This window comes from Streptococcus sp. HSISS2 (assembly GCF_000448665.1).
GTDB lineage: Bacteria > Bacillota > Bacilli > Lactobacillales > Streptococcaceae > Streptococcus > Streptococcus raffinosi.
Genome location: NZ_CM002133.1, coordinates 441,942 through 455,009, shown reverse-complemented (window position 1 = coordinate 455,009; position 13,068 = coordinate 441,942). Strand labels below are relative to the sequence as shown.

Genomic DNA, 13,068 nt, shown 5'->3' with positions numbered 1-13,068 from the left:
GAGAGTCTTACGAACCTCTGTTCCTGCAAAAATAACGTCAGGCATCTTGCCCCCACGCAAGCTCTTGGCAGATGATTCACCCAGTGCCCAGCGCAGACTCTCTGTAATATTTGATTTTCCCGATCCATTTGGACCTACAACGGCTGTTACTCCCTTATCAAAGATGACCTGCGTCTTGTCCGCAAAGGATTTAAAGCCCTGCATTTCAATTGATTTCAAATACATGCTTAATTTCCTAGTTGTTCAAGGGCAGCCTTGGCAGCCGCCTGTTCAGCTAATTTCTTCGATTTTCCGAGACCTGTGCTAAGTTCCTTACCATCAACAGCTACCTGCATGGTAAATTCCTTAGCATGAGCAGGCCCAGATTCTTCAATAACGGTATAGGTAATATCAACCGTACCATTGACTTGAAGACGTTCCTGGAGTTCCGTCTTGTAATCCGTTACTCGGTCAAAGTTGCCTTCTTCGACTTTAGGAATCATCACTTTATTCAAGAATTTTTCAACAGCAGGTAATCCTTGGTCCAAATAAAGGGCACCGAGAAAGGCCTCCCAAAGGTCACCGAGAATAGTGGCACGTTCACGACCACCAGATTTTTCCTCACCCTTACCGAGACGAATAAACTGCTCAAAGCCACAAGCTTTCGTAAAGCCAGCCAGACTCTCTTCACGAACAATGGTACTACGCATCTTAGACATCTCCCCTTCTGGCTTGTTAGGGTAGCGATTGTAAAGGTAACGGAAATGACTAATTGCAGAGCCGCGTCTCCTAAAAATTCCAAACGTTCATTATGTGAAATGTTTAGGAGGCGGTGCTCATTGGCATATGAGGTGTGGGTAAATGCCGTTTCTAAGAGGTCTTTTTGGCTAAAAACAATACCAAAATCCTGTTCAAGTTTTTGTTCAAGTTGATTCATAGGACATCCTTTCTTTTTAAAGCATACTAGTTATGATTATATCAAAAAAAGCAGATTTTCACGATGGAAAACTGCTTTTAGGAGACATATCTACTGATTTTGTTTGCTTGGTCCCACTAAACTAAAAGAGTTGAGCACGATACTCAACTCCACTTTCTTAATAGTCTGGACGAACGACACCTGTAACCGTTTTACGTGTTGTTTCAATATCTTCCTCAAGGACAACCTTGATAATACGCTTAGTTTCTTCAGGAGTACATGCTACCAATGGTAAACGAAGTGGACCAACTTCGAAACCAAGATGGTTGAGGACCGCTTTGACAGGAGCAGGACTTGATACTGAGAAGAGAGCATTAACTTTCGGAATGAATTTGCGTTGGATGGCTGCAGCAGTCTTGATATCGTTATTTTCAATAGCCTCGAGCATGGCATGCATTTCATCACCATTTGTATGAGAAGCTACTGAGATAACTCCATTAGCACCAAGGTTCATCGCATGGAAGGCATCACCATCTTCACCGGTATAAACCAAGAAGTCTTTCGGTTTATGTTCGATAAGGTAGGCCATATTGGCAAGGCTAGTACATTCTTTGACACCGATAATATTTGGATGTTCAGCTAAACGAAGCATAGTATCTGGAGCCATTTCAACAACAACACGACCAGGGATGTTGTAGATGATAATTGGCAATTCAGAAGCATCCGCAATCGCTTTGAAATGTTGGTACATTCCCTCTTGTGATGGCTTGTTGTAGTAAGGCACGATAGCCAAACCTGCTGCGAAACCACCAAATTTAGCAACTTCTTTAGCAAACTCAATGGAGTCACGTGTATCATTGGTCCCGACACCAGCAATTAGTGGTACACGACCATTGACAATTTTTTGAACCTCTGCAAAAAGTTCCAACTCTTCATCGTGAGTGAGTGTTGGACTTTCAGCCGTTGTTCCTGCCAATAGAAGGGCTTCCGTATGGTGAGCCAAAAGGTGCTCAATCAAGCCTGGAAGAGCATCGTAATTGATAGAGCCATCTTCGTGGAAAGGCGTAATAAGTGCTGTGATCAGTCTAACATCTCTTAATTGATCAATTGACATAATATTCTCCTTCAACCGTTTTCTAATCCATTCCATTTTACCATAATTTTGACCAGACAGACAGCTAAGTTAACAATTTTCTGAAAACATGATGTAGCATTGTTTCCAATTTATGGCAATTCACAAAAAAACAGAGAGACAGAGCTCTCTGTTTGATTGAAATTGATTCAAAAATAGTATTTAAATACAGCACCAAATCCTTACTGATTTCTGAATCATGGCGCAGCGGTTGATTGCTCAAAGCAATGCTTTGAGGTGGCAGATAAGACTTACGAAGTAAGTTCTTCCTTTCATGTTTACAACAGTCGTACTTCCTAATCAACTGTGCGGGGGGAGTATAAAAGTCCTGTGGACTTTTATAGCCTGAGCCTTAAATCATAAAAGCGAAGGAGAAATCAAACTCTTCGAGTTACTGATTTCTGAATCATAACGCAGTGGTTGATTGGAACTACTCATGTTTGCAACATTCGTACTTCCTAATCAACTGTGCGGGGGCGAAACTACGAAATCAAACTCTTCGAGTTACTGATTTCTGTTTCGCTCCCTATTTCAATTCAAATTTCAATTCTGATGTTGGGTGAACCAAACCACGTTCGTGAAGGGTTTCTGCGATTTGGACTGAGTTCCAAGCAGCACCTTTAAGGAGGTTATCTGAAACAACCCACATGTGGATACCTTTTTCAGCATCCAAATCTTTACGGATACGTCCAACGAATGTATCACGTGAACCTACAGCGTTAACAGCTTGTGGGTAGACTTGGTTAGCAACGTCGTCTTCAAGAACTGCACCTGGGAAGGCTGCAATTGCAGCCTTCACTTCGTCAATTGGTGCCACTTCTTTTGTTTCAATATAGACTGACTCTGAGTGAGCTGACAAAACTGGAATACGTACACATGTTGCTGATACAGCAATGCTGTCGTCTTCCATGATTTTCTTAGTTTCGTTTGTCATCTTCATTTCTTCATAAGTATAGTCATTTTCAGTGAAGACGTCGATTTGAGCCAAGGCGTTGAAGGCGATTGGGTAGTGTTTCTTATCGCCACCACATGGCAAGATGTTGGCTTGGACATCACGTGGATTAACGCCATCATTCAATACTTCTTTCAACTCACGTTGGGTCTCAAGAATAGCTCCCATACCTGCACCTGAAACAGCTTGATAAGTTGACACGATGACACGGTCCAAGCCCCATTTTTGACGAACTGGTTCAAGGGCAACCATCATTTGAATGGTTGAACAGTTAGGGCAGGCGATAATTCCGTTGTGGGCATCAAGCGCATGTGCATTGACTTCAGGCACAACCAATGGTACGTCTGGATTTTGACGGAAGTAAGATGTGTTATCAACAACTACTGCACCTGCTTTAACAGCGTAAGGTGCATATTTGGCAGAGGTTGACCCACCAGCTGAGAAGAGGGCAATATCAACGCCTTCAAACACGTCTTCAGTCGTTTCCTCAATAGTCACATCTTGACCTTTGAACTGCAAAACTTTTCCTGCAGAACGTGCAGACGCAAGATAGCGAACCTTATCAATTGGAAGTGTTGATTCTTCCAACATTTTGATCATTTGAGCACCTACGGCACCTGTAGCACCGACAACAGCAACTGTGTATCCCATAGTTAAACCTCTTTCGGAATTTTCTATCAATTTAGTTTAGTGAATCTATTATACTACGTTTAAGTCCAGTTGAAAAGGGTAAAAAATCCAAGAATAAAGAAAAATCCCCTACCAAACGGCAAGGGATAAGAGGCATCTTTCGATGAGAGTAGCAGGTTCACACAACTACTCAAGGTCCGCTCCTGCGTTACAATCTAATGTAGACCTCCTCAGCGCAAAAGGCTCCTAAGAGCCAATCGACTCATCGCATGTTTCTATTCTAGCATAATGGGCGACAGAGTCAAGCCATGAATTCCATTAAGGTATCGTATCTTAACCATCTGCCTTATTTGCCATCATCATGACCATCTTTGTAGCCACGAAGGTAGGCTGTTTTCTCTGAAGTTGTTGTGAACTTACCAAGAAGAGTTGATTCCTTTGAATATGAATCATAATTATCGATGCCCTTTTCGGCATCCGCAAAGCCATCCTGGTAGCCCTTGGTATAAGCGTTACTATTGACTTTTGAATGGTAGGAATTTCCATAGCGATGATAAGAGCGTCGACTCATATACATCCAGAACCATGGATTACGGATGACATCTTGTCGGTAATAACGGTCACGGGTTTGATAGTCGTCATTATTGTCAAAAATACTTTTGGCCTGTTCATCCGAAAAATCATCATTTTGTTTGGAATACTTTTTGAGTGTCTCATCATCACTTACTTTCGCACCCGATTGAAAGTTAGAGCGTTCAGATTCATTTAGCTCAGGGGAAGACATCTGAGGCTTTGTGTAGCCTGAATTTGTATCCGATTTTGACTTGCTAGAACTGTTACCAGAAGAAGACTGGCTTTCTGAATGGCTCTGACTGCTATCTGATTTAGAGCTAGTATCACTGTCCGCACCCGAACTATGCGATCTACTAGAACTAGCGTAATTATCATGGCCACTACTTGACTTGTAGCTCTTACTGGCCCCACTATCAGACTTAAAGCCTTTTCCTGAATCACTATCAGAATGATGTCCTTTACTAGAACCAAAGCCTGATTTGGATCCGCTTCTGCTACCCCTGTTTGAAGAACGAGAGCCACCTCGTCTGCTACGTAGAGAAACGATATTCCCAGACGTTTCTTGAGCTTGAATGTCTTGTGCTGTTGTCAAAATTAGGCCTGACACCAAGGTCACACCTAAGAAAACCATTACTTTTTCATTAAAAAATCCCCTTATTCATCTTATGGCCTTATTATACCACAGAAGAAAAATCGGGGAAATCCGTAAAATTACATTAAAGGTCCTATCAGAGAAAAGAGATAGCCACCTAAACGATGGGACATAGGTATTTTAGACAAAGTTTCCAAAGTTACTTCCTCTGAGAGAACCTGGGTTTCTTCAAAATCTTGTTCAATCTTAAACACTTCTAGATTTTTATAAAGATAAACCCCATTTTCAAAATTTTGATAGAGGCTACGGTAGTCTGTGTTAATGGTCCCAACCACAGCCTGTTTGGCATCCGAAACATAAATTTTAGCGTGAACAAAGCCTGGTGTATAGCGAAAAATACGGACGCCAGCATCCAAGAGCACTTTAAAATAGGTAGTCGCAATATCAAAGGCATACTGTTTATCAGGAATCCCCGGCATAATAATACGTACATCTACACCTCGTCTAGCCGCAAAGGTCATGGCTCTTACAAGTTCGTCGTCCAAAATCAGGTAAGGTGTCATAATATAAACATAATCAGTGGATGTATTGAGAAGATGGAGGTAAACATTCTCGGCGACTTTGTGATAAGTCAGTGGTGAATTAGCATAAGGGAGAACTAAACCTTCACTTTTCTTCTTTTGAGGCTTTTCTTGTAAATAGCGGTCCATATCAACTGGGTCATCAACTCCAGTCACTGACCACATGGTGAGAAAAAGAGCTTTCAGAGTTTGAACCGCAGACCCATCTAAGCGAAGAGCAGTGTCCTTCCAATGACCAAAACGTTGACGTTTATTGACATACTCATCGGCGATATTAACGCCACCAGTATAAGCAACTTGACCATCAATCACAGTAATCTTCCGATGGTCTCGGTAATTGTAATAGGTTGATAGAACGGGTTTGACTGGTGAGAAGGCCTGGGCTTTAATACCAACCTTGTGTAGTCGCTCAATATAATCGTAGGACAAGGTAGTCATCTCATTCATCCCATCAAACATGACACGAACGTCCAGACCTGCCTTGGCCTTCTCCTCTAAAATTGTTAAAATCTCGCCCCACATGATTCCTTCGTCAATGATGAAATATTCCATGAAGATATAACTCTCCGCCTTTTTCAAATCCTCCAACAAGGCTGGGAGCATGTCATCTCCAAATGGAAAATAGGTAACCTCTGTGTTTCTATAGATAGGAAACTGTGCTGGACTATGCTCCAAAAAATAAGCTAATTTCTGTAATTGGCGATCACTTTGGGATAAATAATCAGCAACTTCTGGATCGGTGCTTAGATAGTCGGATACCTGCACTGTAGCATCCTCAAGCCGTTTCTTCAAGCGTCTCACACCCAAATCAGCCAGTGAAAAGTAAAGCAGAGCCGTCCCAAAAATTGGAAAGAGGGCAATGATAATCATCCAAGACAGTTTGGAACGAGAATCCATGGAACGATTGAGCAAGTAAAAGAAGGTAAAGACACTCAACAAGTGTTCCCATAAGATAATGGATGGGAAATGCTCTTGTAGGCTGAGATATGAAAAGACAAGAAAGGCCAATTCCAGTAAGAAGAACAGGAGAATGGGAACCTTTCGGTTAAGTAGAATTTTGGCCCATCTGGAGGGCTTTTGGGGTAACAGTCTAGCACTTTGTTCTTGAGTCATATAGGCTCCTTTCATGTAGGAGAGACCATCACAACTTTCCGGTCTCTTTCAGTAATTTTATTAGTATCATTTTAGCCTATGAAAAAGGCAGGGATAATTAGCCATTATGATTAGGATTGGCATGGTTTCTACCGTATTTTCCTGACAGGGCCATCTATGGTCTTTTGCATCCAGACGATATCGTGCCATTTGTTAAACTTATAGCCAATCTTTGGGAAATGAGCCACTTGGACATAGCCCCGTTTTTCATGCATGACAATGCTGGCCTCGTTAGGAACTGCAATGCAGGCTAGGAAACGCAAGAAGCCACGCTTCTCAAGTTCCTTCTCTAGGGCATCATAGAGCTGGCTTCCCAAACCTCGACCACGTGCATCTTCATGAAGATAAATAGACAGTTCTGTCGTCCAATCATAGGCTGTGCGAGCATAATAGGTTGAGGCATAAGCATAGCCTAGCACTTGGCCATTCTCTTCTGCTACTAAATAGGGGTATTTTTCAAGCGTCTTGCTAATGCGTTTTTCAAACTCTTGAACACTGGGAACCTCATATTCAAAGGTAATAGCTGTCTTCTCGACATAGGGTGCGTAGATGGTCTGGATAGCTTGTGCATCTGACAAGCTGGCTAGACGAATGGTTAACATCATTTTCTCCTCCGACTTCATTATCTTTATTTTAAACTATAAAAAAAGAGGGCTCAACCCTCTTCTTACAGATAGTGATATTACATCAATGGTGCAACTAGTTTGATCAATAAACCTAGGGCCTTTTGATGGAATGGAAGATTTTTAACATCAGTCGTGCTGACTCGGTGACACTTAGCTTTTGTCGCTTGAAAATCTTCTTCAATTTCTAGTACCGAGTCAGTCCTATAGAGATAGGTCGCACACTCAAAATGATGGTATAGACTTCGGTAATCTAAATTAATGGTTCCTACAACAGCCCTACTATTATCACTTACAAAGACCTTGGCATGAATAAATCCAGGTGTGTACTCATAGATTTTAACGCCAGAGGCTAGCAGTGTTGGGTAGTAGGTCTTAGCTAGGTAGTAAACTGACTTTTTATCAGGAATGCCAGGCATAATGATACTGACGTCTACCCCACGCTCAGCCGCAAATTTCAAAGCATGCAGTAACTCACCATCTAAAATAAGATAAGGGGTCATGATATGAACAAAATCACGAGCATGGTTAAGAATATCAATATAGACATTTTCACCGACCTTATCCTTATCAAGTGGATTGTCCCCGTAAGGTACGACAAAACCAGGAGTGTCAAAGCCCTCATGTTCAACCATATAGGATGTCACATCTAGCAGTTCATGAGAGTAGGTCCACATCTGAAGAAAGAGGACTAAGAAAGTATCAACCGCTGGCCCCTCCAGCATGAGTGCAGTATCTTTCCAATGACCGAAACGCTCAATCTTGTTAATATACTCGTCAGCTAAATTAATCCCGCCTGTAAAAGCAACCTTACCATCAATCAGCAAGATTTTTCTATGGTCACGATAATTATAATAGGTAGACAAGAAAGGCGTCACTGAGGCAAAAACACGAGATTGAATGCCTATATTTTGCAAACGTTTCTTATAGTCGAAACTTAAGGTTGAAAATTCATTCATACCGTCATACAGAACTCGAACTTCCACCCCTTCTTGAACCTTCTGTTTCAAGATTGCTAGGATTTCACCCCACATTTCACCTTCACCAATGATGAAATATTCCAAGAAAATGTACTTCTCTGCTTTAAGGAGCTGTTTCTTCATTTCCTCAAACTTAGCTTCCCCACTTGGGAAATAGGTTGTCTTCGTGTGACGATATACCGGAAAATGCCCATTCACATTTTCGAGATATTGGACCAAGTTATAGTTACTTGTGTGACGCTGTTTAAGCTCTTCGAGGGCCTGATCATCTTGTTTCAAAATACCAGAACTGCGGTCAATATTGCTCTGAATAGCACGCTTCATCCCTGTGTAACCTAGATCAAGTTTCGTATAAGCCAAGAGCAAGGTTCCGATAATAGGAAAAGGCAATACAAGCAGGAGCCAAGTATTGACGGCTGTTGATTCCATATCACTCTGGAAGAGATAAATAATGGCCAAAATACGAAGGACTACTTCTGTCACCTGAAGATGGACCCTATATTGTTGCAACCATAAGTAAGACATGGCCACAACAACAAGCTGCAGTAAGATGATTAAGAAGATAATCGTAGCACGACTAAAGATTCCACGAAGAAAGCCGCGACGACTCTTATCATAAAGACGTTCAATTTTAGTTTCGTTTTTGATAGCATGACTCCTTATCTTTTTTTGTTAATCTTATTATAACAAAATTTGTAAAATTAAGCTAGACAGAAAAAGCCATCTAGGCTAGTCTCAGATAAACACCACATTTATCTGAAAGGAACTAACATATAGGACGAAATGGATTACCGAAACAAATGGATTTTACGAATGTTTCTCAAAATTATGAGGCTGGGACAAAAGTCCTAGCCTCTCAATTTGTCTTTGGATTGTCGAGAAAGACGCAGTGGTTGAGTGGGCTCTACTACGCTGATTTCATCAGCTTTTACAGCCCTACTCAACTGTGCGGAGGTGGGACGACGAAATCGAATTCTAACGAATTACCGATTTCTGTCCCACTCTCAAGAAATAGAATTCCTAGGAAATCATTGAATTATCAATCACCCTACCAAGTTTTTCTGAGTTACTTGAAAAGTCTAACTTAATTTGACAATTTAGGTTCTTAAACGTCTCTAGTTAATCAACTAAAAATTATAACTAGCTGGGTGTTATCTAATCTCCCCTCATTTTTAAGTTATTATCATTTTTGATATAATGGTAGAGAATGAAAGGAGATTTTATGTCAACTAAAAATTTAACGCCGGTCTTAAAAACCTCTTTTGTGCTACTGGCTATCCTGGTCCTTCTTGGTATTGTTATGCCTGACGGCTACCAAGTTTGGTCAGAACAACTAAGGGAAGTTATTTCAGATAAACTTGGCTGGTTTTACTTATTACTGGTCACGTCAATCGTTCTACTTTGTGGCTTTTTCCTGGTTAGTCCCGTTGGGCAAATCAAACTGGGGGAACCCAATTCGGTGCCTGAACACTCTACTATCTCTTGGATTGCCATGATATTTTCTGCTGGAATGGGAATCGGCCTTGTCTTCTACGGTGCCGCAGAGCCCTTATCCCATTATGCCATTTCAACGGTACGAGCTACCCCAGGGTCGCAGGAAGCCTTAGCCGATGCTTTCCGTTACACTTTCTTTCACTGGGGCATCCATGCCTGGGCAATATATGCTTTAATCGCCCTGGCCCTCGCCTACTTTGGTTTCCGAAAAAAGAGAAATATCTTTTATCGGTTACCTTAAAGCCCTTGTTTGGTAAAAAACAAACGGTAGCCTTGGTAAGATTGTAGATACGATTACAGTGGTCGCTACTGTTATCGGGGTGGCAACCACTCTTGGTTTTGGGGCAGCCCAAATCAATGGGGGACTCAACTACCTCTTTGGTATTCCAAACAATGCCCTTGTGCAAGTTATTATCATAATTATCACAACCATCCTCTTTACCATTTCAGCCCTTTCTGGTCTTGGAAAAGGGGTAAAAATCTTATCAAACACCAATCTTATTTTAGCGGTTGGACTACTCGCCATCACCATAATCATCGGTCCCACAGTCCAGATTTTTAATACCTTGACCGATAGTATCGGACTGTATATTTCCAATTTCTTCCGTATGAGTTTCAGTGCTGGTTCCTTTGGTCAATACAATCGTGACTGGATCAATACTTGGACGATTTTCTATTGGGCTTGGTGGATTTCTTGGTCACCATTCGTGGGAGTTTTTATTGCCAGAATTTCTAAAGGACGTAGTATCAGACAATTTCTATCCATCGTCTTATTAGCACCGACTGTATTAAGCTTTTTATGGTTTTCTACCTTTGGAACACTTTCAACGCATGTTCAATCACTTGGAAATGTAGATTTAACACAGTTTCCAAGTGAGCAGACCTTGTTTGCAACCTTCAGTCAACTGCCATTTGGTTTTATTGCCTCCGTTGTTGCCATCATCCTGATCATTACCTTCTTTATCACGTCAGCAGACTCTGCGACCTATGTGCTAGCTATGCTCTCTGATGATGGGAATCTCAAACCAAAGAATAACCTTAAAATCTTCTGGGGCGTACTCCTTGCGACTATTGCCATCGTCTTACTTCTTTCAGGGGGCTTAGTAGCCTTGCAAAATACGCTGATTATCGTAGCCTTTCCATTTTCACTCATCATGGTACTGATTATGGTTTCCCTAGTCATTGAATTGCTACACGAAAAAGACAAGATGGGACTGTCAATCACACCGACACGATACCCTAAAAAAGATCAACCCTTCAAATCTTATGAAGAATAAATAACCCAATTTGTAAAATTAAGCTAGACAGAAAAAGCCATCTATGTTAGGCTCAGATAAACACCACATTTGTCTGAAAGGAACTAAGATAAATGACCTATACTCATCTTACCACAAACGAGCTTGTAACGATAGAGGCTTACTATCAAGAAAACATAATAAAAATTAATATAAAAAGTTTCTAAAATACATATTTAGACACTTTTTGTATGCTATAATTTTCATTAACACTATAACAAAGGAGAACCAAATGAAACGTTTAAATACTCTATTTCATATTATAAAAGTTACAGGTTTTAATCAATTTTTGACAAGTTTTGTAAGTTTTATTTTTATTTCAGGAGGAATACTTTTATTAGTTGAACCTCAAATAAGTAATTACTGGGATGGACTATGGTATGCTTTTGTCACATCAACAACAGTAGGTTACGGAGATATACTAGCTACTACTCTAATCGGACGTATTACTAGCGTCTTTTTAACTGTATATGGACTTATTTTTTTGGATGCTTATCAGCCGTAATTGTCAATTACTACAGCAAATTAAATACACCTAATAATAAAACTGACTAACATATTTCTTAGTAACTGTAAAAATAATTCTTTCTCTGCCAATTCCAAACGGCTACAATTTCCTGACCTCGCGATACTTCTTGACTATCCTCTCCAGTCTGAACAAGATTACCATCTTCGACATCATCTAAGTCTAATTCTTTCTTGATAGTCTTGAAGAGTTTTCCAAATCCAATCTGTCGTTTCCGATAAAGTCCCTCAAACAAATCACCCGTTATCCGTTCCTTCGTCTCTTCAGGCAAGACAATCACTTGTTTGTCATTCTCTTTCTCGACATCAAATGGATTTTACTAATATTTCTCAAAATTATGAGGCTGGGACAAAAGTCCTAGCCTCTTTATTGTTTTTGGATTGTCGAGCAAGACGCAGTGGTTGAGTGGGCTCTACTACGCTGATTTCATCAGCTTTTACTGCCCTACTCAACTGTGCGGAGGTGGGACGACGAAATCGAATTCTAACGAATTACTGATTTCTGTCCCACTCTCAAGAAATAGAATTCCTAGGAAATCATTGAATTATCAATCACCCTACCAAGTTTTTCTGAGTTACTTGAAAAGTCTAACTTAATTGTTATCATTTAATTTATCTAACAGAGCCTCTGCTACTTTTTCTGGAATGCCAAGGGAATGGATATCCTCAACAGTAGCTTTTTGGATAGCTGTCATAGACTTGAAGTGTTTGAGGAGTTTTTGTTTGCGCTTAGGTCCTAACCCCTCCACGCCATCAAGTTTAGAACTGAAACTATTCTTACTACGGACTTGACGATGGAAGGTGATGGCAAAGCGGTGAACTTCATCCTGAATACGGTGAAGGAGGAAAAATTCCTCGGATTGACGTGGCAAATCAATGACTCGCAAAGGATCTCCAAAAAGCAATTCATTGGTTTGGTGCTTGTCATTTTTCTGAAGACCTGCAACTGGGATAGATAGATTCAACTCATTACGAAGGACGTCCTTGGCGACATTGACTTGACCTTGACCACCATCCATGATAATGAGGTCTGGTGGCGTTAAACCATCTCGTTTGACACGACTATAGCGACGACGAATGACCTCACGCATACTGGCATAATCGTCAGGGCCTTCAACTGTCTTAATCTTATATTTGCGGTACTCTTTTTTATTAGGTTTACCATTTTCAAAGACAACCATGGCAGAGACAGGACTAGTTCCCATGATGTTAGAGTTATCAAAAGACTCGATACGGACTGGTGTCGGAATCCCCATGAGTTTACCTAGATTTTCAATAGCTCCTTGGGTCTTAGCTAAGTCTTTTTCGAGGAGATCAAATTTTTGGGTCAAACTGACACGAGCATTTTTCGTCGCCAGATTAATCAACTGCTTTTTCTCGCCTCTTTGCGGTTTAAAAACCTTGACTTCATCTCCGACCAAAACTTCGACAGACTCTTGATCAATGTCTCCAGGAATAAAAATTTCTCTAGGCTTGAGATGACGACTATCCAGGTAAAACTGTCCCATATAGGTCAGAAAATCCTCTTCGGCTTCATTGTAATATGGGAACATATTGACATCACGCTGGATGAGTTTCCCCTGACGGACAAAGAAAACCTGAACACACATCCAGCCCTTGTCCACGTAGTAACCGAAAATATCA

General features: G+C 40.9%; 9 protein-coding genes and 3 pseudogenes. 2 read left to right on the top strand and 10 right to left on the bottom strand.

From position 1 onward, the window contains the following. From HSISS2_RS02215 to cls (HSISS2_RS02180), 8 genes and pseudogenes are all read right to left on the bottom strand, one after another. On the bottom strand, positions 1-225 hold a 225-nt coding region (locus HSISS2_RS02215), incomplete at its 3' end, for an AAA family ATPase (protein WP_042766910.1). A gap of 2 nt (positions 226-227) precedes the next feature. Continuing rightward, positions 228-916: pseudogene (gene rnc / locus HSISS2_RS02210) on the bottom strand (ribonuclease III). 157 nt (positions 917-1,073) lie between these two features. Continuing rightward, the gene (gene dapA / locus HSISS2_RS02205) at positions 1,074-2,009 is read right to left on the bottom strand and encodes a 4-hydroxy-tetrahydrodipicolinate synthase (protein WP_008534885.1); all 936 of its coding nucleotides are present in this window, start codon (positions 2,007-2,009) and stop codon (positions 1,074-1,076) included. A 544-nt stretch (positions 2,010-2,553) separates the two neighbouring features. Then, the gene (locus HSISS2_RS02200) at positions 2,554-3,630 is read right to left on the bottom strand and encodes an aspartate-semialdehyde dehydrogenase (protein ID WP_021145159.1); all 1,077 of its coding nucleotides are present in this window, start codon (positions 3,628-3,630) and stop codon (positions 2,554-2,556) included. Positions 3,631-3,955: 325 nt separating this feature from the next. Further along, positions 3,956-4,813 carry a hypothetical protein gene (locus tag HSISS2_RS02195; RefSeq protein WP_021145158.1) on the bottom strand — a complete coding sequence of 286 codons (858 nt, stop codon included), beginning with the start codon at positions 4,811-4,813 and terminating at the stop codon, positions 3,956-3,958. Positions 4,814-4,893: 80 nt separating this feature from the next. After that, positions 4,894-6,468 carry a cardiolipin synthase gene (gene cls, locus HSISS2_RS02190; RefSeq protein WP_021145157.1) on the bottom strand — a complete coding sequence of 525 codons (1,575 nt, stop codon included), beginning with the start codon at positions 6,466-6,468 and terminating at the stop codon, positions 4,894-4,896. A 128-nt stretch (positions 6,469-6,596) separates the two neighbouring features. Then, positions 6,597-7,109, bottom strand: coding sequence for a GNAT family N-acetyltransferase (locus HSISS2_RS02185; RefSeq protein WP_021145156.1), 513 nt, complete (start codon positions 7,107-7,109; stop codon positions 6,597-6,599). Between the two features lie 80 nt (positions 7,110-7,189). Beyond that, positions 7,190-8,740, bottom strand: coding sequence for a cardiolipin synthase (gene cls / locus HSISS2_RS02180; protein WP_175064910.1), 1,551 nt, complete (start codon positions 8,738-8,740; stop codon positions 7,190-7,192). 592 nt (positions 8,741-9,332) lie between these two features. Between cls (HSISS2_RS02180) and HSISS2_RS02175 the strand changes: the two are divergent. Both HSISS2_RS02175 and HSISS2_RS02170 read left to right on the top strand, forming a co-directional pair. Continuing rightward, positions 9,333-10,881 (top strand): annotated as a pseudogene (locus tag HSISS2_RS02175) (BCCT family transporter). A gap of 250 nt (positions 10,882-11,131) precedes the next feature. Further along, positions 11,132-11,454 (top strand): annotated as a pseudogene (locus tag HSISS2_RS02170) (potassium channel family protein). 8 nt (positions 11,455-11,462) lie between these two features. On the opposite strand, the gene HSISS2_RS02165 reads toward HSISS2_RS02170, so the two are convergent. Both HSISS2_RS02165 and uvrC read right to left on the bottom strand, forming a co-directional pair. Continuing rightward, positions 11,463-11,696: a protein rep gene (locus tag HSISS2_RS02165; protein ID WP_240472042.1), complete on the bottom strand. Its 234-nt coding sequence runs from the start codon at positions 11,694-11,696 to the stop codon at positions 11,463-11,465. Between the two features lie 321 nt (positions 11,697-12,017). Further along, positions 12,018-13,068: excinuclease ABC subunit UvrC (gene uvrC, locus HSISS2_RS02160; RefSeq protein WP_042766909.1), on the bottom strand; the 1,051-nt coding region annotated here is incomplete at its 5' end.